The sequence below is a fragment of the Alphaproteobacteria bacterium GM7ARS4 genome (assembly GCA_014332745.1).
In the GTDB taxonomy this organism is placed as follows: Bacteria; Pseudomonadota; Alphaproteobacteria; order GM7ARS4; family GM7ARS4; genus GM7ARS4.
In genome coordinates, this window is record JACONL010000001.1 from 330,490 (window position 1) to 352,637 (window position 22,148).

At 52.6% G+C, this 22,148-nt stretch carries 27 protein-coding genes; 19 read left to right on the forward strand and 8 right to left on the reverse strand.

The features are described 5' to 3' along the window. Positions 1–5: 5 nt before the first annotated feature. The gene (gene tsaB / locus GDA54_01615; GenBank protein MBC6497007.1) at positions 6–872 is read left to right on the forward strand and encodes a tRNA (adenosine(37)-N6)-threonylcarbamoyltransferase complex dimerization subunit type 1 TsaB; all 867 of its coding nucleotides are present in this window, start codon (positions 6–8) and stop codon (positions 870–872) included. Further along, the gene (locus GDA54_01620) at positions 859–1,857 is read left to right on the forward strand and encodes a thermonuclease family protein (GenBank protein ID MBC6497008.1); all 999 of its coding nucleotides are present in this window, start codon (positions 859–861) and stop codon (positions 1,855–1,857) included. The genes tsaB and GDA54_01620 overlap by 14 nt, the downstream gene beginning before the upstream one ends. Here the strand turns inward: GDA54_01620 and GDA54_01625 are convergent. Further along, positions 1,838–2,464 carry a helix-turn-helix transcriptional regulator gene (locus GDA54_01625; protein ID MBC6497009.1) on the reverse strand — a complete coding sequence of 209 codons (627 nt, stop codon included), beginning with the start codon at positions 2,462–2,464 and terminating at the stop codon, positions 1,838–1,840. The genes GDA54_01620 and GDA54_01625 overlap by 20 nt on opposite strands. Before the next feature lie 187 nt (positions 2,465–2,651). On the opposite strand from GDA54_01625, the gene GDA54_01630 reads away from it, so the two are divergent. The 15 genes from GDA54_01630 (at position 2,652) to GDA54_01700 (ending at position 14,547) form a co-directional block, all read left to right on the forward strand. Continuing rightward, positions 2,652–3,218 carry a hypothetical protein gene (locus tag GDA54_01630; GenBank protein MBC6497010.1) on the forward strand — a complete coding sequence of 189 codons (567 nt, stop codon included), beginning with the start codon at positions 2,652–2,654 and terminating at the stop codon, positions 3,216–3,218. Positions 3,219–3,406: 188 nt separating this feature from the next. Beyond that, a complete protein-coding gene (locus tag GDA54_01635; GenBank protein ID MBC6497011.1) occupies positions 3,407–4,336 on the forward strand; it encodes a hypothetical protein in 930 nt (309 codons plus the stop codon). A gap of 43 nt (positions 4,337–4,379) precedes the next feature. Beyond that, entirely contained in the window at positions 4,380–4,574 is a 195-nt protein-coding gene (locus GDA54_01640) for a hypothetical protein (GenBank protein ID MBC6497012.1), read from the forward strand. Continuing rightward, on the forward strand, positions 4,571–6,160 hold the full coding sequence (locus tag GDA54_01645; GenBank protein MBC6497013.1) for a head-tail connector protein: 1,590 nt from the start codon (positions 4,571–4,573) through the stop codon (positions 6,158–6,160). Before GDA54_01640 ends, GDA54_01645 begins: the two co-directional genes overlap by 4 nt. Further along, on the forward strand, positions 6,157–6,423 hold the full coding sequence (locus tag GDA54_01650) for a hypothetical protein (protein MBC6497014.1): 267 nt from the start codon (positions 6,157–6,159) through the stop codon (positions 6,421–6,423). The genes GDA54_01645 and GDA54_01650 overlap by 4 nt, the downstream gene beginning before the upstream one ends. Next, on the forward strand, positions 6,420–7,256 hold the full coding sequence (locus GDA54_01655) for a hypothetical protein (GenBank protein ID MBC6497015.1): 837 nt from the start codon (positions 6,420–6,422) through the stop codon (positions 7,254–7,256). Before GDA54_01650 ends, GDA54_01655 begins: the two co-directional genes overlap by 4 nt. Before the next feature lie 308 nt (positions 7,257–7,564). Continuing rightward, on the forward strand, positions 7,565–8,389 hold the full coding sequence (locus GDA54_01660) for a hypothetical protein (GenBank protein MBC6497016.1): 825 nt from the start codon (positions 7,565–7,567) through the stop codon (positions 8,387–8,389). Positions 8,390–8,400: 11 nt separating this feature from the next. Then, positions 8,401–8,640 (forward strand): hypothetical protein, encoded by a 240-nt coding sequence (locus GDA54_01665; protein MBC6497017.1) that lies wholly within the window; start codon positions 8,401–8,403, stop codon positions 8,638–8,640. 109 nt (positions 8,641–8,749) lie between these two features. Further along, entirely contained in the window at positions 8,750–9,319 is a 570-nt protein-coding gene (locus tag GDA54_01670; protein MBC6497018.1) for a hypothetical protein, read from the forward strand. Continuing rightward, positions 9,316–11,406, forward strand: coding sequence for a hypothetical protein (locus tag GDA54_01675; protein ID MBC6497019.1), 2,091 nt, complete (start codon positions 9,316–9,318; stop codon positions 11,404–11,406). The genes GDA54_01670 and GDA54_01675 overlap by 4 nt, the downstream gene beginning before the upstream one ends. Further along, complete coding sequence (locus GDA54_01680; GenBank protein ID MBC6497020.1) at positions 11,406–11,837, forward strand: hypothetical protein; 432 nt, start codon at positions 11,406–11,408, stop codon at positions 11,835–11,837. The genes GDA54_01675 and GDA54_01680 overlap by 1 nt, the downstream gene beginning before the upstream one ends. A gap of 5 nt (positions 11,838–11,842) precedes the next feature. Beyond that, positions 11,843–12,268, forward strand: a complete 426-nt coding sequence (locus GDA54_01685) for a hypothetical protein (protein MBC6497021.1) — start codon at positions 11,843–11,845, stop codon at positions 12,266–12,268. Further along, a complete protein-coding gene (gene terL, locus GDA54_01690) occupies positions 12,243–13,802 on the forward strand; it encodes a phage terminase large subunit (protein ID MBC6497022.1) in 1,560 nt (519 codons plus the stop codon). Before GDA54_01685 ends, terL begins: the two co-directional genes overlap by 26 nt. A 29-nt stretch (positions 13,803–13,831) precedes the next feature. Next, complete coding sequence (locus GDA54_01695) at positions 13,832–14,158, forward strand: hypothetical protein (protein ID MBC6497023.1); 327 nt, start codon at positions 13,832–13,834, stop codon at positions 14,156–14,158. Next, a complete protein-coding gene (locus GDA54_01700) occupies positions 14,155–14,547 on the forward strand; it encodes a hypothetical protein (protein MBC6497024.1) in 393 nt (130 codons plus the stop codon). Before GDA54_01695 ends, GDA54_01700 begins: the two co-directional genes overlap by 4 nt. Here GDA54_01700 and GDA54_01705 read toward each other — a convergent pair. The 5 genes from GDA54_01705 to GDA54_01725 are packed head-to-tail and all read right to left on the reverse strand — an operon-like array spanning position 14,544 to position 18,367. Next, complete coding sequence (locus GDA54_01705) at positions 14,544–15,791, reverse strand: hypothetical protein (protein ID MBC6497025.1); 1,248 nt, start codon at positions 15,789–15,791, stop codon at positions 14,544–14,546. The genes GDA54_01700 and GDA54_01705 overlap by 4 nt on opposite strands. Positions 15,792–15,796: 5 nt before the next feature. Beyond that, on the reverse strand, positions 15,797–16,447 hold the full coding sequence (locus GDA54_01710) for a hypothetical protein (GenBank protein ID MBC6497026.1): 651 nt from the start codon (positions 16,445–16,447) through the stop codon (positions 15,797–15,799). A 16-nt stretch (positions 16,448–16,463) separates the two neighbouring features. After that, positions 16,464–17,060 (reverse strand): hypothetical protein, encoded by a 597-nt coding sequence (locus tag GDA54_01715; GenBank protein ID MBC6497027.1) that lies wholly within the window; start codon positions 17,058–17,060, stop codon positions 16,464–16,466. Positions 17,061–17,062: 2 nt separating this feature from the next. Further along, complete coding sequence (locus GDA54_01720; GenBank protein ID MBC6497028.1) at positions 17,063–17,695, reverse strand: hypothetical protein; 633 nt, start codon at positions 17,693–17,695, stop codon at positions 17,063–17,065. A 51-nt stretch (positions 17,696–17,746) separates the two neighbouring features. Continuing rightward, the gene (locus GDA54_01725; protein ID MBC6497029.1) at positions 17,747–18,367 is read right to left on the reverse strand and encodes a hypothetical protein; all 621 of its coding nucleotides are present in this window, start codon (positions 18,365–18,367) and stop codon (positions 17,747–17,749) included. Positions 18,368–18,509: 142 nt separating this feature from the next. On the opposite strand from GDA54_01725, the gene GDA54_01730 reads away from it, so the two are divergent. Further along, positions 18,510–19,625, forward strand: a complete 1,116-nt coding sequence (locus GDA54_01730; protein ID MBC6497030.1) for an HRDC domain-containing protein — start codon at positions 18,510–18,512, stop codon at positions 19,623–19,625. On the opposite strand, the gene metW is transcribed toward GDA54_01730, so the two are convergent. Continuing rightward, positions 19,562–20,251, reverse strand: coding sequence for a methionine biosynthesis protein MetW (metW, locus tag GDA54_01735; GenBank protein ID MBC6497031.1), 690 nt, complete (start codon positions 20,249–20,251; stop codon positions 19,562–19,564). The two genes, GDA54_01730 and metW, sit on opposite strands and share 64 nt — an antisense overlap. After that, entirely contained in the window at positions 20,248–21,381 is a 1,134-nt protein-coding gene (locus GDA54_01740) for a homoserine O-acetyltransferase (protein MBC6497032.1), read from the reverse strand. Before GDA54_01740 ends, metW begins: the two co-directional genes overlap by 4 nt. 227 nt (positions 21,382–21,608) lie before the next feature. On the opposite strand from GDA54_01740, the gene GDA54_01745 reads away from it, so the two are divergent. Next, a partial coding sequence (locus tag GDA54_01745; protein ID MBC6497033.1) for an aminotransferase class I/II-fold pyridoxal phosphate-dependent enzyme occupies positions 21,609–22,148 on the forward strand: 540 nt, incomplete at its 3' end.

Genomic DNA, 22,148 nt, shown 5'->3' on the forward strand with positions numbered 1-22,148 from the left:
GAGAGATGGTAAGAAACGCACGAAGAACAAAAAGACGCCTCTTAGGGTTAGAATGTTGCTTGAATGGCTGTTCTGTTGCTTATATGGAGGGTGATGATGTGCTTTTCAGCCGTTGTGCTGCCCATGTTGTTTATGTGGTTGATGTTCCTCATGTCTCTCATACTCTCCAGGCGCCTCAGGCGTCCCAGGCACCCCAGGGCCGTGATAGGAAACAGGGTGGGTGGGGGAAAGCTGTCTTTTCTTCTCGAGGGGTCGCTGAGAGGCTTCTCCTCTTTATAGAGGAGTGTTTTACGTTTTGCAAAATAACAGCAGATGCCATCGATGCTGTCGTGGCGGTGCGGGGCCCTGGGTCATTTACTGGCGTGCGTGCGTGTCTGAGTGCGGCGCATGCATGCGCTCTCTCTGCCTCTTGTCCTGTGCATGGCGTCACGACATTCGATATGTTGGCATGGTCTTATGGCGAGTCCTATGGCGCTCAGTTGGAGGGTGACGCTGTGTATCCTATGCGTGTCATAGTGCCAGCAGTGGGGGACGCCATCTATGGTCAAGAGTATCGCATGCATACGTCTGAGGCGGGCGTTGTCTCTCGCCTTGTGTCTCATGGCAAGGTCCGACATGGCACGTTACACGATGAATGCCATGCTCGAGGGGACAAAAAACAAGGCGTGAGCGTGATTCCGTCATGTGTGGCGGCGTCTGTTCCCTCAATGACGCACGCCTATGGCGTTGCGCCTCACGCTGTGCATGCGCTCCGTTATTGTCTTTGTCATGGTCTCTGTGAGGACACGAGGCAAGAGCACACACGCGCATCCCCACAGGCCTTTCATGTGGTCGAACCTTTTTATGGACGAGGGCATTATGCATCCGCTTAGGGTTGTGCTCTTTGCTGTCCTCTGGCTGTGGGGGGATAGCGCTGTTCATGGGGGCTATCGTGAGGCGGAACAGCATAACGCCCCTGACATCAATGACGCAGGCGGTATGGAAGAAGAAGCGGAAGGCATCGTCCATCATGTCATCGATGGCGATACACTTGTGTTATCGGATGGGCGGGTCGTGCGCCTTCTAGGCATTAATGCGAGCGAATTACATCCCCATGAGATGGAGGGAGCGCGTGCTGCCCGCGACATGCTCACATCTCTGGTGGAAGGACAGCCTATCTCTCTTCATTTTCACCAACGTAAGAAGGATAGGCATGGACGTTTGCTTGCCCATGTCTGTCGCACCCGTGATCATCTCTGGATAGAGGCCGCCTTATTGGAAGGCGGTAACGTCTGGGTCTATAGTTTTGCGGATAATGTGCCGCCCTTGATAGAGACGATGTTGTCGTTAGAAGGGAAAGCGCGCACCCATAAGAAAGGGGTATGGCAGTATCCATCCTATGGCGTGCTGTCGGCTTCTGATACGCTGACGGATGACGTTATCGGTACATTTCGTCTTGTGGAGGGCGTCATCAAAGAGACGGCATTGGTGGGTGACACGCTTTATCTCAATTTTGGCGATGATTGGCGGACGGATTTCACCATACGTATCAACAAAAAAGCCCATGCCCTCTTTCAAAAGGAAAAGCTCTATCCCCTCACATGGAAAGAGCATGCCATTCGAGTCCGTGGCTGGCTACGTCGTGTCAATGGCGTTCTCATCGAGGTGAGCCATCCCCAACAGATAGAGAGACTCGCCTCAGCATACGGCACACTCTCTCACCATAAGATTGGTGCAGGGGGGATTGGCGAAGGGACTCCTGATACGCCCTCATCCAAGACATCACCCCTTGAGCCATCACCCCTTGAGCCATCACCCCTTGAGCCATCCCCCCTTGAGCCATCCCCATGTCGTGCGTCTATTGGCTTGCCCAGATGATACGCGCCGTCCACAGGACATCTTTCTTGAGGATGTCGATATTTTCATAGGCGGGGTTGAGGGAACGGAGCGACACATGCCTTTCCGTTTGTCTTCTTAACTCTTTTGCCATAATTTCGCCTTGAGCATTCTTAAGCACGATCCTATCGCCTGCGCGTATATCGGAATTGGGCGAGACAAGGATAATATCTCCATGTCGATAGACGGGCGCCATGCTATCTCCATTGATTTCTAAAGCATAGGCGTTGGGGTCTTTGAAATCGGGAAATTCGATTTCCTCTAAACCATAGCCAATGGGGTAGCCGGCGTCATCAAAATATCCCTCCATGCCTGCTTTTGCCATCCCAATAAGGGGAATGGAGCGGTTAGAAGCGTGAGGCAAAGTGCTAGAACCCGTTAAGTCGTGCCAGTTACACCCTGTGGCGCGCAGAATTTGGACGATACTCTCTGTATTCGGCCAACGCGGTCTCCCTTCGGCGTTGATACGTTTACTTTTGTTAAAGATCGTTGGGTCTAGCCCTGCCTTTTTTGCCAGTGCCGACGGCGACAGATTGAGCGCCTTCGCCAAATCATCGATGGCTTGCCAGACTTCTTGATGTGTCATCATGGGCGTTTTGCTCCTCCCTCTGTTGTGCCTCTTGTATCACGCGTGTTAAGAACATATACCTTGAAAACCATAAATATAAGAATATATACCTATCATAGATGATATAAGAAGGCTATATAGGAATATTAACAACATGTTATGGAAAAAGCAAGTGTTTTCACAAATGTTTTCGCAAATGTTTGCACAAATGTTTTCATGGGCTCATACGGAAAATATCGGCAAGATGGTGGAAGGGGTCGGCATGATACCCAGCCTCCCTCCCAGCCTCCCTCTATGTCGAGCGTCTTCTTTGAGTGCCCTCGTAGGACAGCATGCGCTTTCCCATGTCTATGATGGGCGCGCGCTGGAGAGGCGCGCCCCAGAGTCCTGCTCTTGTGGTGTCTTGGAGGGTGAGGGGTATGTGCTGTTTAGCAATGATACCCATCTATGGTGGCTTCATTTTTTGAAGCAAGGATTTCGCCATTGCGCCATTGTTCTCATACGGGACGGCGTTGTTCTTTTTATCGACCCTCTTTCCCATCAGCTCATCATAGAATGGCGTTTGATGGACGACCGTGAGTGTTTCTTGAAGGCGTTGGAGCGTTGTGGCGTGCGCTATGTCCCTGTGTCCTTTCACGAGGTCTCGGCGTCTCAAGCTCCTTTGTCTTTTTTCAGTTGCGTTGAGGTTGTCAAGCGCGTCTTGGGTATCCATAGGCGCTGGATTATCACCCCATGGCAGCTCTATCAGTTTTTACTTGACAATCCTAGAAAATAGGAATATATACCTATCAACGATGATGTTGCGGAGGCTCAGTGGTTGAGGTGTCGCACGGCTGGAATCACAGGACATGCTGGCACAGGGCTAATCCTCTTCTTGAGCGCTCCATAGGCAGTCATCGCGACGGTATATCCGGGCCCGATCTCTCTGGACATCGGGCTTAACGGAAGATCATAGTTGGAGGTATGAAGGTGACAGAGCATGTGGAGACTGGGGCGGACCATCTTGAGAATGGGCATGCCACCTATCGCACTGTAGGTGGTGAGACATCGTTCGTTTTTTATTTTAAGGTGTATCGTGAAGAGGATGTCAAGCTGTTCAAAGATGGCGAGCCTGTTCAAGACGGGTATACGGTGCGTTTTTCTAAAGACTCTTTTGGCGGCGAGGTTATTTTCGATAGCCCATTGGAGGCGGGGGTGGACATGTTGTTTGTGCAAGATTTTTCTCTTAAGGGGCGTCGGGGGACGTTTTACGAGAGTGGTTCTTTCCCTATCCGTTTGCTCAATGAGGAATTGGATATGCTCCATGGGCGTCTACAGATTCTTGAGCGTTTTAAGAGTCGCGCTCTCCATGCCAAAGAGAGTGAGAGTGAGGCCTTTGCGACGGACGGGGCTCTTCCTTTGCCTGAGGCGGGCAAGCTGTTGATGGGGCGTGAAGACCATCGAGGTTGGGAGAATAGTCGCTATACCCATGAGGCTTTAGAGACGATGTTGCGTGATGCGTCTCGTGTGGCATCCGCCTTAGAGGCTGTTCCTTCTGTGGGGCAGATCGCTTTAGGGTTTGATGACATGGGGGCGACAGTTCTTGCGAAGGGCAGTAGGGGGCAGCAGCTGGTGGTACGGGCGTCATCGATGCGTTTTATCCATAGTTTTATGGAGGAGTCACACCATGTGACATTGGCTGTCAAGCTTGTCAGGGCGCATGACGATTCTGTGCGCTACACGCACACGTTCAAGATCAACGTGCCGACGAAGACACGAGGCGGCCCTTATGTCCACACAGCTGATTTAGGAGAAGAGCATGGGTGGACATTATCTGTGGGCGATGTCTTGACGCTTGAGGTTAGCGAGGTGATGTCCAACAAGGTGAAAGGATTGATTGTCGCTTTTGCCTAAGGGTGAGAACATAAAAAGAGAGGGAATAAGCATGGGTGGTTTTGTGAGAAAGAGAATATTGGGGGTAGATAACAACCCTATGGTGTTGTTGCCTCCGTCAGAGGCGGAGACACCTGACAAGGAAACGAAGAAGAAGCGCAAAAGGTCTGGTTTCGATAGCCTTGTGCGCACGTCACTAGGTGGCATTGTTCAAGATGAACAAGTGCCTTTTGTGCGTAAGAGGCTCTTAGGGGAATGAAGGCCATGAAAGATGTGGCGTTATCGGCAAAGAACATTGTGCGACGCTTCAAGGAGTCGAAAGCGAAGCGTTATCAATGGGAGAGTCACTGGCGTGATTGTTATGACTATGCCCTTCCCCAGCGCGGGGTCTTCAATGACGCGACGGTTGGTGGAGGCAGGCGGACGGGTCACCTGTATGACGGGACGGCATGCGATGCTGTGGAGCAGTTAGCGGCAAGCATGATGGCTCATATGACGCCATCATGGTCTCGGTGGTTTGGTCTTATCGAGGGGCGCTATCGCCGTCGTCATTTCGAGAGTTCTGTTGCTGATATGTTGGAGGATACATCGGCGACGTTGCAATCGCATTTTGACAGGTCGAATTTTGCGATGGCGATGCATCAATGTTACTTGGATTTAGTGACGGCTGGCACGGCGTGTCTTATGTTCGAGCAAAAGGCGTTAGGGGGGTCTTCGTCTTTTCATTTCACGTGCGTTCCATTGAGCGATGTCGTCTGTGAGGAGAGCGCTGAGGGACATCTTGACGTGACATTGCGTCGTCGCCTTGTGGATGTGAGAGCATTGCGCCGTCGTTATCCGACGCTTGTTCTTCCACCGAAGGCGCATCAACAGGAGCGCGCTGATGGCTCATGGCGCGTGTCTGTTATTGACATGGTGTCTCCTCGCGACAAGGGGGACGGCTATGACTATGTCGCTGTTTTTGAGGATTTAGAGGGCGGTCAGGGCGGTGTGATCGAGCATGCGCTCTTTTACGAGTCGCCCTTTATCAATTTTCGCTGGCTCAAGGCGCCGGGGGAGGTCTATGGGCGTTCGCCTGTCATGAAGGCGTTGCCTGACATCAAGACGGCGAATAAGGTTGTGGAGCTCATCCTTAAGAATGCGAGCATTGCCGTCACGGGGATTTGGCAGGCGGAGGATGACGGCGTCCTTAATCCGTCAAACATTCGTCTCGTGCCGGGGATGATTATTCCTAAGGCTGTTGGTTCTCGGGGGCTGACGCCTTTGGAGGCGCCGGGGCGTTTTGATGTCTCTCAATTGGTGCTCAAGGATTTACGGGAGCGTATCAGGCAAGCGCTCATTGTGGACAGGCTGGGGCCACCCCAACAGAGCAAGATGACGGCAACAGAAGTGTTAGAGCGTAGCGCGGACCTCTCTCGTTTATTGGGAGCGACCTATGGCAGATTGCAGAATGAACTCATGGCGCCTCTCATCAAGCGGGGCTTAGGGATTTTACGTAGGATGGGTGTTATCGAGGAGGTGCGTATCGATGGCCACGTTGTGGATGTGGAGTATCATGCGCCATTGGCGCGCGCGCAGAGACGCGCCGATGCCCATAATGTCATGGTGTGGCTTGATGCTGTCTCCGCCTTAGGCGGGGACGCCATGGCGGGAGTCGACATGGCGGGCATTATGCGATGGCTTGGAGAAAAGCTAGGCGTGCCACGGGACCTTCTTGAGACAAGGGCGCACGCCTTAGCGCATGTGGCACAAGATGTCGTCCACATGGCGCTGTCAGCAGATGCTATGGCAGACAAAAACCACGGAGGTGACCATGGGGGAGACCATAGGAGGGACGAAGAATGACGACATTATCTCGCACAAAGACGCCACGCTATGATGAAGAGACGATCGCCCGTTGCGCCGAGCATGTGTTCGCACAAGAGGAGGGACAGTGCTTGCTGGCTTATTTGCGTGGTATCACCATCGACAGGGTTTTGTCACCCGCATGTGATGACGCCACGTTGCGCCATGTGGAAGGACAGCGTTACCTTGTGGCGCGTTTGATACGTTGGAGTGAAGGGCGGACGTCATCAGGACAGACAACAACAAAAGGAGGATTGACATGATGGAAGGACAGGATAACAGCGCGTCACGTCACGACGTGTCATCTCATGAGGACGAGCAAGGAGTCGCCACAGCCCATAAGGCTTCTGAGGCTTCTGAGGTGTCTGAGGCGTCGCCAAAGGAGGGGGAGGCGTCATTGAGCGAAAAGCCAGACTATTTACCAGAAAAATTCTGGGATAAGCACAAGGGCGTGCCACGTTTGTCGGCTCTTGCCAAATCCTATGGCGAATTGGAGCGTCTCCATGGCGCGATGGTGCGCATACCTCATAAGGACATGACGGAGGAGGAACGTCGTCATTGTTATCAAAAATTGGGCGTACCAGCGTCGCCAGAGGACTATACCATCACCCTCAATGGCGAGGCTTTCGAGAGCGATCCCGCCATCAATGCGCGTCTCCATGAGGCGGGACTGACTCAAGAGCAAGCGCAGCTTGTCTATTCTCTTGCCCAAGAGACGTTAGTGCCTCTTGTGGAGTGGGCGGCAGGAGAGATGCGGAGCGACCATGAAGAGAAGACACTCATCGAGGCGTTTGGCGGCGAACAGACATGGCAGACAACGGCAAAACAGATTGCCGCATGGGGTGAGAAAAACGTGCCTCCAGACATTTACGATGTCCTTGCCCGTAGCGCCAAAGGCGTCATGGCTCTCCATGCCATGATGAACAATAAAGAACCCACCCTTGATATGGGGACGTCCCATGCCCATGCGCCTACCAGCGAACGGGAATTAAGGAGAATGGTGGAGAGCACAGCCTACTGGCGCGACCGCGACCCAGAGACTCTACGCAAGGTTGAGGAAGGCTTTGCCCAACTCTTTGGTCGTGGCAACATCTGAGCGAAAGCGTTCATACGTGGAGGCGCATCAGCGAGCGTGACGGGGCGCATGGCGGGGATGACAGAAGGACGGAGAGAGACATAAGCGATGGCGCTGTGTCTTCTCCGTCTTTTTATAGGTATATTTTCCTCTTAATAGGGATGATATACGTTGACAAAGGGCAATAATAGGATTATATACCTAATACCTTCTTCCCCCATAGATGACCCCACAGGTAAGGCATGGATAAGGAGGGTGGGGGAGGAAGAGGCGGCCGAAGGGAGATTTCGATAACCGATGATAAGGCTGTTTAAGAGAAAGGAGAGAACATGTCAGTATCGATAGATAAGGCATTCAGTCATCATTTTGGAGCGGAGGTGCATGCGGCGTATCAGCGTATGGGCTCGAAGTTGCGCAATGTGGTGCGTATGCGTAATGACGTCAAGGGTGCGAGCACGACTTTTCAGAAAGTCGGTCGTGGTGTTGCCACCATGAAGTCGCGCCATGGCAAGGTTCCTGTGATGAATGTGGACCATGAACCTATTAAGTGCACGTTGCAGGACTACTATGCTGGTGAATGGATCGACAAATTGGACGAGTTAAAGCTCAGTTTTGACGAGCGTATGGTGATAGCCCAGGCGGGCGCTTATGCGTTGGGGCGCAAGACTGACGAGCTCATTATCAAGGCGTTGGACGCGAACAAGACGAATCGAATCGCCGCTGGGAATACCCCGACTGGCTTGACGAAGGTGAAGATTTTGAATGCTCTGGAAATGTTAGGCAATGCGGACGTGCCAGATGATGGTCAGCGTTATGCTGTCATTGGTTGGAAACAATGGTCGCAGCTGTTGGATATTGAGGAGTTTAAGGATGCCGACTATGTGGGCGCGGATGACTTACCTTGGCGTGGCACCCAAGCGAAGCGTTGGCTAGGCACGATGTGGATACCCCATTCGGGCTTAACGAAGGACGGGAGCAATCGCCTATGCCATTGGTTTCACAAGACGGCCATTGGTCATGCGTGCGGTATGGAGGTTAAAACGGACATTACGTGGCATGGGGACAGGGCAGCCCATTTTGTCAGTAACATGATGTCTCAAGGCGCGTGTTTGATTGATGTGAAGGGGATTGTAACCATTCTGTGTAAGGAGTAAGGAGGAGAGCGATGGCGTATAAAGCGAGCGATTTGAGTGTTCTTGCCTATGCCAACGGCTTTACGCTGTGGCACTACAAGACGAGTGATAACGCGGCGGCGGTCAAGGCTGATGGCTACTTCAATGATGCCCATGAGATTTTGCGTCGAGATGACGTGATTTTACATACGAGTGGCGCATTATTGCGTGTGTCTGCCAAGGCGAGCAATCCTTTGGCGAGCAAGGCCATAGAGGTGAAGACGCCAAGCTAAAAGGCGCGTAAGGACGAGCAAAGGAGGGATTGATGGCGTGTGTGATGGCGCTCTGGGGGCATTCTTCCTTTGCTCTGTGGTGGTGTGAGGATGAGAGGGCGAGGATAGGATGACGGACTCAAGAGATTTATGTGCGAGGGCTTTTGCCAAGATAGGGGAGACGGGATTTTCGTCTCTGGGCGATGATAGTGAGGCGGGGAGGATTGCCTCTGTATTGTATCGTGGCGTGTGTGATGGTTTTTTATCAGCACATTATTGGAATTTTGCGTTGCGGCGGCAGATGCTTCCTCGCCTTTTGCGAGGGGGCAGGAGTGGGCATCTCTATAGCTTTGCTCTTCCGCGAGATTTTTTGCGCGCCGTATCAGCTGGCCGTGATGATACGGGGCGGGGGCTTGTGTATCACATTGCTGGCACGCTTCTCGAGGCGGATAGTGAGCGTGTTGTCCTTACGTATATTGCGCGGGTTGCCGAGTCTTTTTTCCCGCCTTTTTTTCAGGAGGCGTTCGTGGGACATCTTGCGGCTGAATTTTGCATTCCTCTGACGGAGAACACGAGCAGGGCGAGGGCTTTGCGTGAGCGGGCGACCATGCTCTTACGGGAGGCAAAATTGATTGATGCGCAGCAAGATACGCCTCATGCCTTTGAAGATTTTTCTTTGATAGAGGAGCGTATGTCATGACGAGGAGTGTTCATTTTAAGAATTCTTTCAATAGTGGCGAATGGGACGAGTCTCTTTATGGGAGGACAGATCTTGCTCAATTTAACAATGCGGCCTCATGCTTGTCTAATGTTCTCATTCACCCTGAGGGTGGTATTGCCCGTCGGCCTGGTCTCTTATTTCTCCATGATGTTGCCAGCGATGGGCGCTTGGCGCGTTTTGCCTTTAGTCGCGAGCAAGTCTATCTTGTTTTTTTCGGGGTGAACGTCATTCGCGTGTATCGAAACAATCTGTTGCAAGCGACTCTGACGTCGCCTTGGTCTGATGACCATCTTCCCCATCTCTGTTGGGTGCAAAGTGGGGATACGATGATTATCACCCATGAGGATGTTGCGCCCCGCATGCTTGTGCGTGCTGTCAATAAGGAGGGGCAGGCGACATGGACGCTCATGGAGAGTCCTGTGACGCGTACAGGCGACAATCCCTATCATGGACAAGCACAGCATCGCATGGTCAGTCATCTGGGACATTATTGGCACATGCCCTATTCGGCTTTATGGCCACAAGATGTTGTGTGGGCGCTTGATTATAAGACGCTTCCCTCTGTCTCTTTCACGACACGGACGTTCTTTTTAGGTGAGACGCTCAAGGCGTATCGTGATGCCTTGCAAGGGACGATGATGCGCTATGAAGGCACGGAGGGCGTGTTTTATTTTTACCTGTCGAAGGTTGCCTTCAAGGAGCAGGCGGGACATCGCGTTGTGGCCGTGTCGGCCTCCCTCATCATAGAGGGTGGCGGGACGTATACGGGGACGTTTATCGATAAGGAAAAGCCATTGGAGGGTGAATTAGGCGTCTTGGACTTCTCGTCTCTTCGTGGTTGGCCTCGCTGTTGTTTGTTTTATCAAGGGCGTTTTGCCTTTGCGGGCAGTGCGGGGCGTCCCAATCGTTTATGGATGTCTCAGAGTCATGACATTTGGAATTTTCATCTAGGCGAGTCGTTGGATGATGAAGCGATCATCCTCGATATTGTCGATGACGAGATTAATGGGATTCGTGAGGTCGGTGTCGGTCGGGAGTTGCAACTCTTCACATCCAGTGCGGAGTGGGGTGTTGTGGGTGATGTGCTCACGCCAAGCACCGCTGTCATCCGTAAGGAGACATCCCATGGCATTTATGGCGCGCGGCGTATTGCGCCTCTTTATGTGGATGGGGCGATGCTGTTTATCGGGCGGGACGGGACTCACCTACGGGAGATGTATTACCAAGTGGATACGGATTCTTATTTAGCGGGTGATTTATCGCTACTCTCCAGTGCCATGTTGGAAGCGCCTTTAGAGCAGGTTTATGACAAACAGCGTCATGTGGTCTACATTCCTTGTGAGGCGGGGCATATGGCGGTTCTCACTGTGGAGCGGTCGCAACAGGTGGCGGGTTGGTCGTGCTTACGGACTCAGGGGCGTTTTCGTTCTGTGGCTGTGGTGGGGGACATTGTCTATTGTTTGGTGGAGCGTCTGACGGCTGATGGCACAAAGCGTTTTTGTCTCGAGTGTTTCAAGGAGGATCTGTTTGTCGATAGTGGCGTTGAATTGGGTTTAGAGGAGACAGTGGCGTCTCGCGCCATATGGTCTCACAAGACGCTCATGGCGTTTCAGGGGCTAGAGGCTTATGTGTCGGCTGACCATGTCATGTATGGCATGATTGGCGAGGATGGCGACGGTGAACATCATGGGGTTGTTTTGGCTGGTGATACGTTGCGTTTGCCTCAGGCGGCGCGACATGTCGTCATAGGGTTGCCTTATGCCCACGAGATAGCGCCTTTACCGATGGAGTCGGCGAGCGGTTCTTTTCGTCCCATTGATGTGACGTTTCAACTTTTGCGGAGCGGGGCGATGGCGTTGGATAGTGGCGGTGGCGTTCGTGCCATGCCGTTGCGTGTGGCGTCTGAGGGGCGGGTTGCCACGGACACGCCTCTCTATAGTGGCACACTAACGGTGCAGAGTAGCGGCTGGCGGCGACATCAAGGGATCTTGTGGCGTATTCTTCAGACGAGTCCCGTGCCTTTTCACCTCTTATCCGTCAAAACCCATATCAAGGTGATAGAATAATGTCAGCATTTTTTTCTGTGTTAGATCCTCTGACTCGTCATTACGAGCAGGATTACAAGAACAAACAACAGGCGAAGCAAGCCACGCTTCAGGCACAGCAAAGAGCCTTAGAGGAGAAGATAGCGCGTCAAGACCATATGGCAGAGACGCGGCGCGACATGGCGACTCTCAATGCGCAGATGGCGGCATCAGGCGGTGGCACAGGGAGCGGCACAAGTGGCAATGCTCTCTTTCGCAATTTGCTTGCCCTCAGCGCGCGGGAAAGTGGACGGCAACAAGCGCGTCACCTTCTCGAGCGGCAACGTTTTGCTCTCGATACGCAGACGCGCCAGATGTTAGGGCGTTTTGCCAAGAGGCGTTATCTCATTAAAGCGGCAGAAGCAGCGAGCAATGAAGGCGCAAAAACATCTCTTCGGGCAGCAGCGGGGTAAGGGATATGGTGAAAGCGCAACAAGCACATGAGACAACCTCAGGCGCGACATCCCTCGCCATATCTTATGGCCATGTGTTGGCACGTTATATCCCTCCCATCATAGAGTCCTATGACGCCTTTATCCATCAAGGGCCACCCCATGAGCCTAAAGAGTTTGCTGAATGGCATCAAGCATGTCGCCATGCTCTTCACCATATAGAGGCGTTAATGAAGTTAGTCGCCATGAGCATTGAGGGCGGGGGCACTGGGGGTGCTGGCGCTAGGGGAGGCGATAGCACGGAGAGCGCTCAGCGTCAGCAAGAGGCGCAAGCGCAGATGATTCGTAAGGCACAGCAGGATTTACGCCGCTACCTCGCCCACAAAACAGCAAAGGACGTCAGCCCTTCCCATACCCCTGATGTTGATGACGGCGCGCGCCATGACACCTAAGGCGCGTTGCGAACATCATCTTGACGCCATGCCATGCGACTTCAGCACGTTTCTCTGGTTATGGAATGATACGGAGAGGCGTTCTACACCGTCCGTCCATCTTATGATGAGTGGCTGGCTCGACTCGATGGTAGCGGCGCGCAAGCAAGGGCTTGTTCTTCTTGCCTTTCGTGGTGCTGGCAAATCCACTTTGGTGGGGATTTTCTGTGCGTGGCTTTTGTTGTGTGATCCTGAGCGGCGCATTCTTGTTCTTTCGGCAGAACATCATCTTGCCAGCAAGATGACGCGTCATGTCAGGCGTGTCATCGAGCGTCATCCCCTCACGCAGGGGTTGCGCGGCGGGCTTGGCGGGCATAAGACAGCGGAGTCTTGGGCGTATGACCAATTGACGGTGCGCAGACGTTATGCCGGACGCGATCCGTCTTTGATAGCGCGCGGTTTGACAGCGAATGTAACGGGTATACGCGCCGACATGATGATTTATGACGATGTGGAAGTGCCAAACAGCTGTGATACGGCTGTGAAGCGTCAGGATCTACGCACGCGCCTCAGTGAGACAGCGTATATTTTGACGCCTCATGGCATGCAGTTGTATATCGGCACGCCCCATTGTTATGACACGATTTATAAGCCTCTTGTGTCTGGCACGCCATGTTATTTACAAGGATTTGAGCGTCTCGATGTTCCGTTGCTCGATGCTCAGGGGCGTAGCGCTTGGCGTGAGCGTTTTGATGAGAAGGCGATCGCCCGCTTGCGTCAGCAGACGGGGCCTAGGCGTTTTGCCGCGCAGATGTTGTTATGTCCCCAGAGTCCAGAGGAGAGTCGCCTCGATGTGCGCGGTATCGTTCCCTATGACGCGGAATTGACCTACGGTGAGGCGCTGTCACAGCCCGTGCTGACATTGGGGGACAAACGTTTGGTCTCAGCATCTTGTTGGTGGGACCCCGCGTGGGGAGGGGCGCAGAAAAATTGTGGGAGTGTCATCGCTGTGCTCTACACCGATGAAGATGGTGGCCTATGGTTGCATGGACTCCGTTGGCTTGGTGAGGAGAAGGAACAAAGGACGCAAGACCATGAGGATGACGCCAGCAGGCAATGTGGCGAGGCATTGGATTTTTTAGCGGAGCATTACCTTTCGAGCGTGCATATCGAGGTGAATGGCTTGGGAAAATTTCTTCCTTCCTTATTGCGGCGTGTGAGTCAGGAGAGAGGGGTGATGCTGTCGGTGATAGAACATCACAGCACAAAACCGAAGCATGTGCGTATCCTCGAGGCATTTGATGCTGTGTTAGCGGCGAAAGCCTTGCATGTCCATGCTCGCGTCATAGCGTCTCCTTTTATGGACGAGCTACGTCATTGGCAGGCGGTAGGCTATAAGGGGCGTGATGATGCGTTGGATGCCGTGAGTGGTTGTTTATCCAGTGAGCCTATCCGTTTTAATCGTCACTCTTTCACGCCATCGAAGGCACAGCCTCGGCGATGGCAGGGGCGTGATGCTGTCGAGGCGAACTGTGCGTTTGACGTCATGGCATAGGGTCTCAAGAGGAGGAGAGAGAAGAGAATATGACAGAGTTTGTAGCAGAGATAGGGGGGTGGGATTGGTCTCTTATATCGATGGAATTGCCCGCCTTGTGTGGCATTGCGTGGCTTGTATGGCAGGTCAAGGGTGAGCAAGAACGGGGGTTGGCGCGCCTTGCCAAAGATGTTGAGGCGCGGATTGGGGCATTGACTGAGAAATGGGCAAGGAGTCAGATGACGCTTGCCCAGCACTATGTGCGTAAGGAGGATATGGGGCAGCTGGAGGAACGTCTCTCTCGCCATTTGGTGAGGATAGAGCAACGTCTCGATGGTGAGGGGCGAAAGAACGCGAAGAGGAGGATAAAAGGATGATAGGGAGTGTTTTACCGATCGTCGCGCCTATTATGCGTGATGTTTTGTCGAGTTTATTTCCCGATAAGGAGAAGGCGCAAGAGGCAGAGCACAAGATGATGGCGGCATTATTGGCGGCTGATAAGGGGCAGGTGCATATTAATCAAGTGGAGGCGCGCCATGCGTCCTTGTTTGTGGCGGGTTGGCGTCCGTGGCTAGGATGGGTCTGTGGCATGGGCATTTTTTGGTCTTTTGTGTTACAGCCCGTGGCCTTGTGGTTGAACGGGGTGATGGGGTGGCATCTCCCTATGCCGCCCATCGAGACGGGGTATCTCGTAGAGTTGGTGATGGCGATGTTAGGGTTAGGTGGCTTACGCAGTTTTGAGAAAGTGAAGGGTGTTGCGCGCTAGACGTCGCTTTCTTCTGCTTTTTGTGATGGCATTTGCGTGGTGCGTGGAATGGCGTGGCCATCATAGGTTGTTTGTGGGGTTGTTTGTGGGGTCGTTTGTGGCGTTGCCTGATGGAGGGCTTGTGCCAGCGTGGTGTTTTGCGCTCTCGCTTTTTTCCTTGAGGGTTTTGCGGGGGGTGGGGGCTCAGCGTTTCCTCGAACTTTTTGTCGTTGTTCTCTGCCGAGGAGGGCGAGCTCATGCTCTTGTTCGGAGAGGGGCATATAGTCGGGGAAATGCTTGGTGAGGATGGCATGAAATGCATCATAGCTGATGCCTTGGGAGGGATGATGTGTGAGGGCATATCCGATTTCTGCCATGGCGTCGGGCATATGGTCTACAACATTCGCCATGAGTCTTTGTTGTGTGTGCTTATTGTTGGCGTGTGTGCCGAGATAGCGGTCGATGAAGAGATGGAGTAGGTCGCGGCTTTTCCAAGATGTATCAGGGATATGGTGGGATTGGAAGAATGCTTTGACGGAGTCTTTCATATGATGTTTGAAGGACTCCACGTCTTTTGTGCGTTCGCTCGTTTTTTTGTGTTTGGCGTGCGCGGCAAGGCTTTCTTTTCCCTTGTGATAGGTTGCGAATGATGTGTCGGGGGTGGATGGGCTCTTTTTGACGTCCCATGTGGCGTTGTAGATGAAGGCTGTTTTGTCGAAATCGTTATCGTGTCCTCGTTGCTTGCGATTCCATTGTGTGCTGAGGTAGTTGATTTTTGTGCCCAGCTCTAGGAGTGTTTTTTTGACGTCTTGTCCTTTGAGGGCAGCGGGATTCGATGGGTGGCGTGTGCCTGTTCGTCCCAAGATTTCATCTTCGATTTGTTTATCGGAGTGATTGGTGAATGTTTGGAGTGCCTGTTGCTCTTGTGTTTGGCTATGTTGGCTTGTGCCGACCAAGCCTTTATTGAAGGCGGTATAGAGGTGGTTTCTGACGGAGTCGGCGATGATGGAGCGACTCGCTTGGGCGTCGAGGACTTGAGAGGGCCTAATTTTTTTGCCTTTTGCGCTGTTGGTGTCGAGGATGCGGTATGTGAAACGCACTTTGCGTCCGAACAATCGTCCGAAGAAGCCGGGTTTGATGGTTTGGCGTTCCACGAGGTCGTTATCAGCGCTCACGAGGATGGCGCTGGAGGGAGAGAGATGTTGGATGGTGTTGAGGCTCAACAGATAGTGAGGATTGACGGCTTTGGGGATGACGACTGGCATGGGACTTATCTCCTTTTGGCGAAGTTGATGATGGATGTGAAGAGCGCAGGCATAGCGTTGCGATGGGTGCTATGACGGGCGGCACGGCGGCGACGTGCGCGTTCGCGTTCTGCGCGTTGTTGCTCTAGGGGGTGAGGCAGTATCCGTTTTGGGTACTGTATTCCTGTTCTCACGTAGACGGCAAGACGACGATAGGTTTTATCGTCGATGGCAAGAGAGGGGTCTCTGCTACTGGCATCGATGGTCGTTGTGACGACATTCATCATGTTATGCCACTTATCGATGTGCTGTGCTGTGACAGCTGGCATGGTGGCCTTTTTTTGCTGTTGCGTTTTTTCTATGGTGTCTCTGATACAGCGGTAGAAAAAATCTTTCATGAGGATACGGGAGTGATGCCCATCGAGGACATCCTCCTTGTTGACGGGTTTGGCTTTCCCTTTTTTGTTTATGTCTGTTGTGAGGGGGAGATAGGACACGCGTACGGAACGTCCGAACAGGCGTCCTAAGAAGGATGGTGTGCGCTTATGCTGACGCACCAATTGTCCGTCTGTTGTCAGGAAGAGTTTTTCTCCCTTCGTCATTTTACTGAGGATATGAGGCGCCATCATATTGTTGTAAGGGATCTGTTGAGCGGTGGCTGGGGCGATACGGGGCATGACGTTTTCTCCTTGTTTATTCGTTGGGTTCTTCTTCTTCAGCGATAGCCGATGGTAAGCTGGTCGGTCTATTGAGGGCTTTACTGGGGGGAGTCGTGGGGATGACGGGGGTTTTCGACTCTGTCTGGACTTTTTGCGCGCTAATATCGATAAAAGTTTTGATGAGGATAAGAGCATCAGGCTTCACGCCTAGGTCTTCTGTTTCATTTTTTAGGTCGAGATAGGTTCTAATGGCGGGGATGGTAATCTCTCGCGCTTTCAATTGTTTTCTCGTGGGCGGGTTGTCTGTGCTGTTGGTGGCGCGGTTTGCTTGTTCTTTGAGAAATTGGGCGATGACGACACGGCTCTGGAGTCCTGTGAGGAGATGTCTCTTACTGATTTTGCGCTGTCCCCTGTGGGGAGAGAGGGGGGTATAGACCGTTTTCACCTTCCGTCCCAAGAAGACACGGGCGAAGAAGTTCGCTTTTTTCTTCTGTGATACGACGAGCGTGCCTCTTGTGCTCACATAGAGCGTGCTGTCCTTTTTCAGCGATGTGATTTTGCTCTTATTTAAGAGCTGTTCGCCTTGGCGTATAGAGACGATAGGCTTTGAGGAAGGAATAATGGAGGGCATGGCTAGACGTCACTGGTTGGAGTCGTGTTGCTGGCGAGTTCGCTCATATTGTGTGACATGGTCGCCAATTGGCGTAGATTGGTGTCTGTCAAGCTGCGGTCTGTGCGCAACCTGTCGTCAATGTTTGTGAGCACGCTATTTTTCACGGAGAAGGGTTCTCGGTCTGTGAAGAAGGGATTTTGCTCCTCTTGACGTCTATGTTTTTTGAGGAACGTCTCTACACTTTGTTTGTTGCCTGTGAGACGCCTCTTAATGCTGTGATACGTACGGCTTAGGAGTCCTTCTCTGGCCACAAGAAAATTGTTGGAGGCAAAGGCTGGTTTTTCGGAAGGAGCAAAACGGGCGTTGAGATAATCCCTAAAGAAGCTGCGAAGGACTTGTCGGCTTTGGTCTGTATTGAGGACATGGCGTTCTGGGACGGGTGTGTCATTGGCGACTTTGAGATAGACGACACGCACATCTTTTCCCATGAGTCGTCCCAAGAGTCCCGGTCTTTTTGTCGTTTGATAGACGACATCGCCTTTTGTGCTGACAAAGACTTCTTTATCGTGATTGAATTTCTTCTGCTCTTTTTGTGCGAAGAGGGGGTTCGCTCTGAGATGTGGGAGGGGTGGGGCAATATCACTGATAGGCATGGTCTTGCTGGTCCTGTGTTTGTGTGGATGAGAGGGTGGGGTTGAGGAGGCTTATCCAAAGGAACGAAGGAAGTTGGCGATAGGCGTGTACCACTTTCTTCTTGCGGGTTGTGCGTCCTCGTTATGGGTGAGGTCGATGGTTTCGTTGATTTGACGCACGGTGCGTTGAATATCTGTATCGTTGAAGCTAAAGTGCGGATTGTCGACGCCTTGTCTTTCGAGGACATCTATTTTCTTTTGGGCGTCATTGGTTTTCTGCAATGCGCTCACAAATTGAGAGGAGACTTGGTCGTTGGCTTTGGAGGGTTTTTGGAGATCTTGAAGCAAATGGTCATAATGATATTTGTGGTCCTGTTCGTGGGTATTGACGGCGAGGGGGAATGAGGGCGCTTGTGCCTGCACCTGTTTGCGCAAGAAGGTGATGATGGCTTCACGGCTTTTCTGTGAGTTGAGGTTATGGGTGCGTTCTGGTGTTGTTGTTTTTCCGCCTTTGCTGAGATTTTCGTAGACGGTGCGCACACGGAAGCCGAGTAATTTGCCAATGCGTCCCCCGACTTGTTTTTCTGTTTTACGGAGGATGTCGCCGCTTTGGCTCAGGCGCACCTCTTTATCTTGATTGAGTTGGTTGAGGACGGCGCTTGAGACGAGCTTACTATCAACGATGACGACCATGGACGACCTCCTGAGTGGTGTGAATCTTTGCTAAGCCTATGTGGAGATGTTTTGTGGAAAGTTCCCTTTTATCGTGATGGGGATATGGTAACAATAGGGCGTGGGTGTGTGATGGTTGGGTTGGTGTTGTATGGTGTCTGGGATGATAGAGACGACGTCGTCATTGGCGCGTGTTTGTGAGGCGTTACGTAAGGAGTCGTGGATTGCTCTTGATACGGAATTTATGCGTGAGCGTGAATACTGGGCGGCGCTGTGTCTTGTGCAGTTGGCGGCGCCACAACAGCAAGGTGTGTTGGTCGATTGCCTAGCGCCTCAGTTGGATTTATCGCCTCTCTATGCCTTATTGCGCGACAAGGCTGTTACGAAGGTGATTCATGGCGGGCAACAGGACATGGAGATTTTTTATCGTTTGACGCAAGACGTGCCGTCTCCTTTTTTTGATACGCAGGTTGGCTCTATGCTATGCGGTTATCAAGATATGAGGGGTTTGAATGTATTGGCGCAAGATTTCACGGGGAAGACGTTAGACAAGTCTATCAGGCGTAGCGATTGGCGTCGGCGTCCCTTATCCTTGCGTCAGCGGCGCTATGCGTTGGATGATGTTCATGTGTTGTGTCAGATATATCCCGTGATGACGAAGAAGTTGGATGCTTTGAGGCGTCAGGAGTGGATGGCGGAGGAGATGGCGTTGCGTTCGTCTCCCCATTTATATTGCAACGATGTGTATGAGAGTTGGCGTCGTCTGTCGGGCTTACCTGTGGGGAGGCGTCATTTAGCGCGGATTCGCGAGTTAGCGGCGTGGCGGGAGGAGCATGCGCAAGAGTGGAATGTGTTACGTCATAGGGTGTTTAGTGATAGGCAGCTCTATGGCATGGCGAAGGCGGGTGTCTCGCGCGCCATGATTCGCGCGTCGATTCATAGCAAGCACAGGAGCAAGATAGGGGATGATGCCATCGATGACCTTCTGTTGCGCCTCAAGAAGGTGGGCGAGCAAGCTATCGAGTCGTGTCCGCGCCCTCAGGATGCGCCTTTTTTAGACGACAAGGAGAAGGAGATTTTTCATGGATTGGTTTCTTTGTTAAAGGCCTGTTGCGTAGAGCATGGCGTGGCGCAAATTCTCATCACGAGGCTATCCCATTTGCGTTTGCTCAGCAGGGGGTGGCGTTATGACTTTCCCTTTTGCAAGGGGTGGCGTTATAGGCTCTTTGGCGAGCGCGCCTTATCATTTGTCGATGCGCGCATGACAGGCGGGGCATGAGTCTCATCATCTGGATGTGGCGTCTGTGCGGGAGATGACGTTGTTCGTTCGATCATACAGACGGTGAATTGGCTCATGAGGTTATGGTTTGTGTGTGTGTGGGTGATACGTATCTTGTTTTGTCGGCAGAGGTCTGTAAAGTCTTTGCCGGTGCAGAGGTGGATATTGGGCGTATCGTGCCATGGATGGGGCAGGGCGTCTGTTTGTGGCATGCGTCCTGTGACGAGCAAGCTTAAGCGCAAGCGCCAATAGCCAAAATTGGGGAAAGAGATGACGCCAAAGCGGGCGACTCGCACCAGTTCTTTGACAATATGGAGCGGGTTATGGGTTGCTTGGAGTGTATGGCCGAGGATGGCATAGTCGAAGAGGCGTGCTGGGTACATGGCGAGGTCGGTATCGGCGTCGCCTTGGCAGACGTGGAGTCCTTTTTCGAGGCAGAGGGCGACATTGTCGCCATTGAGTTCGATGCCGTGTCCGTGGACATGGTGATGTTCTTCGAGGTAAGAGAGGAGTGTGCCGTCGCCACAGCCAATATCGAGGACGCGACATCCTTGAGGGATAAGGGATGCGATAATTTTCAGGTCAGTACGGAGAGGCTGTGTGGGGTAGGCGGACAGGCGTCTCATGGTGTTTTTATGGCATGGTGTCGTTGCATACCATGCAAGAAGGCGCGCATGATGGTATGGAATTGGGGTTCATGGAGGAGGAAGGCGTCATGGCCCTTATCGGTTTGTATTTCTGAGAAGCTGACGGGGACGGAGGCTCTGTGGAGTGCTTGGACGATATGACGGCTTTCTGTGGTAGAGAACAGCCAGTCGCTACTAAAGGAGATGACGAGGAATCGTGTTTTTTCTTGGATATGTGAGAAGGCGCGTTCCAATTGTCCTTGATGGTCGTCGGCGAGGTCGAAGTAATCCATGGCTCTTGTGATATAGAGATAGGCGTTGGCGTCGAAGCGTGCGACAAAGCGTTGTCCTTGGTGGTGGAGATAGGTTTCGACTTCGAAATCGGGGTTGAAGCCGTAGCTGATATTGTCTCGGTGGCGTAGGTTTCTTCCGAATTTGCGGTGCATGGATTGTTCTGAGAGGTATGTGATATGGGCGAGCATGCGCGCCACAGCCAGTCCTTTTTCGGGGGTTTTGTCTGTAGAGGCATAGTTTCCTTGTTGCCAGTGGGGGTCTGCCATGATGGCGTGTCGTCCTATGACGTGGAAGGCGATATTTTGTGCGGAGACGCGTGCGGTTGTGGCGATGGGGATAGCGCAGAAGACATGGTCGGGGTAGAGGCATGCCCATTCGAGGACTTGCATACCGCCCATAGAGCCGCCGATGACGCCATAGAGTTGGCGAATGCCAAGATGGTCGATGAGGCGTTTTTGTGCGCGCACCATATCCCGTATGGTGATAACGGGGAATGTCATCGCCCATGGCGTGCCATCGTCCTTGAGGGATTGGGGGCCTGTTGTTCCCATACACCCTCCCAGGGTATTGCTACAGATGACAAAATAGCGTTTGGTATCGATGGCTTTGTTTGGGCCGACGGCTTCATGCCACCATCCTGCTTTATGTGTGAGGGGGTCTGTTCCTGTGGCATGTTGGTCGCCGCTGAGGGCGTGGCACAGGAGGATGGCGTTGCTCCGTTGTGCGTTGAGTGTTCCCCATGTCCTATAGGCGATATCGATATGGGGGAGGGAAGCGCCACTTTCGAGGGTGAGGGGTGTTGTGCTTGTGAAAATCTTGCTTTTGTCGTCCCTCATTGATTCATCGTGTTTCTTTATGGAGAGGATATGTTTGTGCTAAAAGGTTCACGGGAGGCGGGCATGGGCATCGTGTCATGCGTATCATGATGGGCGTATTGTGTTATGGGCGTATCGTGTTATGGGTGTATCATGTTATGGGCGTATTGTAACCTGTCTATGGCGTCCTGTCGATATAGGCGTGAAGGCGTGCATTCGTGGGCTCTCTATGGTATAATCTCACACCGATGATAAAGCCTCTTTCCCATATTGCCGATGTTACGCGCTATAAGAGCGGCGCGTCTCAGGCGTTGGTGCGTGACTCGTCCGTGCCTATTTTCAAACTTTCATCTAACGAGTCGGTGTTTGGGGCGAGTCCCAAAGCTATTGCTCGTGGCAAGGCGTGGTTAGCGCAAGGCAAGAGTCACCTGTATTCTTCTGGTGCTTGTGCGCCATTGCGGGAGGCGTTAGGCCGTCGTTATGGTGTGAAGGCGGGACAGATTGTGTGTGGCAATGGGTCGGACGAATTGATTGCCATGTTGGTGCGCGCCTATTGTGGCGTGGGTGACGAGGTTGTGATGAGTCGTTATGGTTTCATCTACTATCGTATTGTTGCACAAGCGGTGGGGGCGGTGCCTGTTTTTGCCGATGTTGGGGAGGCTTTTGAGGAGACGCGGGATAGGTTTTTGCGCGCATGTTCGAAACGCACGAAGATTATTTTTATCGCCAATCCCAATAATCCCACGGGCTATTTATGGCGTGCGGGGGCTTTGACGTCATTATGCGAG

Coding starts and splice junctions, on each gene's coding strand:
- tsaB (MBC6497007.1), top strand. CDS start 6: ATGGTAAGAAACGCACGAAGAACAAAAAGACGCCTCTTAGGGTTAGAA.
- GDA54_01620 (MBC6497008.1), top strand. CDS start 859: ATGCATCCGCTTAGGGTTGTGCTCTTTGCTGTCCTCTGGCTGTGGGGG.
- GDA54_01625 (MBC6497009.1), bottom strand. CDS start 2,464: ATGATGACACATCAAGAAGTCTGGCAAGCCATCGATGATTTGGCGAAG.
- GDA54_01630 (MBC6497010.1), top strand. CDS start 2,652: ATGTTTTCATGGGCTCATACGGAAAATATCGGCAAGATGGTGGAAGGG.
- GDA54_01635 (MBC6497011.1), top strand. CDS start 3,407: ATGAAGGTGACAGAGCATGTGGAGACTGGGGCGGACCATCTTGAGAAT.
- GDA54_01645 (MBC6497013.1), top strand. CDS start 4,571: ATGAAGGCCATGAAAGATGTGGCGTTATCGGCAAAGAACATTGTGCGA.
- GDA54_01650 (MBC6497014.1), top strand. CDS start 6,157: ATGACGACATTATCTCGCACAAAGACGCCACGCTATGATGAAGAGACG.
- GDA54_01655 (MBC6497015.1), top strand. CDS start 6,420: ATGATGGAAGGACAGGATAACAGCGCGTCACGTCACGACGTGTCATCT.
- GDA54_01660 (MBC6497016.1), top strand. CDS start 7,565: ATGTCAGTATCGATAGATAAGGCATTCAGTCATCATTTTGGAGCGGAG.
- GDA54_01665 (MBC6497017.1), top strand. CDS start 8,401: ATGGCGTATAAAGCGAGCGATTTGAGTGTTCTTGCCTATGCCAACGGC.
- GDA54_01670 (MBC6497018.1), top strand. CDS start 8,750: ATGACGGACTCAAGAGATTTATGTGCGAGGGCTTTTGCCAAGATAGGG.
- GDA54_01675 (MBC6497019.1), top strand. CDS start 9,316: ATGACGAGGAGTGTTCATTTTAAGAATTCTTTCAATAGTGGCGAATGG.
- GDA54_01680 (MBC6497020.1), top strand. CDS start 11,406: ATGTCAGCATTTTTTTCTGTGTTAGATCCTCTGACTCGTCATTACGAG.
- GDA54_01685 (MBC6497021.1), top strand. CDS start 11,843: ATGGTGAAAGCGCAACAAGCACATGAGACAACCTCAGGCGCGACATCC.
- terL (MBC6497022.1), top strand. CDS start 12,243: ATGACGGCGCGCGCCATGACACCTAAGGCGCGTTGCGAACATCATCTT.
- GDA54_01695 (MBC6497023.1), top strand. CDS start 13,832: ATGACAGAGTTTGTAGCAGAGATAGGGGGGTGGGATTGGTCTCTTATA.
- GDA54_01700 (MBC6497024.1), top strand. CDS start 14,155: ATGATAGGGAGTGTTTTACCGATCGTCGCGCCTATTATGCGTGATGTT.
- GDA54_01705 (MBC6497025.1), bottom strand. CDS start 15,791: ATGCCAGTCGTCATCCCCAAAGCCGTCAATCCTCACTATCTGTTGAGC.
- GDA54_01710 (MBC6497026.1), bottom strand. CDS start 16,447: ATGCCCCGTATCGCCCCAGCCACCGCTCAACAGATCCCTTACAACAAT.
- GDA54_01715 (MBC6497027.1), bottom strand. CDS start 17,060: ATGCCCTCCATTATTCCTTCCTCAAAGCCTATCGTCTCTATACGCCAA.
- GDA54_01720 (MBC6497028.1), bottom strand. CDS start 17,695: ATGCCTATCAGTGATATTGCCCCACCCCTCCCACATCTCAGAGCGAAC.
- GDA54_01725 (MBC6497029.1), bottom strand. CDS start 18,367: ATGGTCGTCATCGTTGATAGTAAGCTCGTCTCAAGCGCCGTCCTCAAC.
- GDA54_01730 (MBC6497030.1), top strand. CDS start 18,510: ATGATAGAGACGACGTCGTCATTGGCGCGTGTTTGTGAGGCGTTACGT.
- metW (MBC6497031.1), bottom strand. CDS start 20,251: ATGAGACGCCTGTCCGCCTACCCCACACAGCCTCTCCGTACTGACCTG.
- GDA54_01740 (MBC6497032.1), bottom strand. CDS start 21,381: ATGAGGGACGACAAAAGCAAGATTTTCACAAGCACAACACCCCTCACC.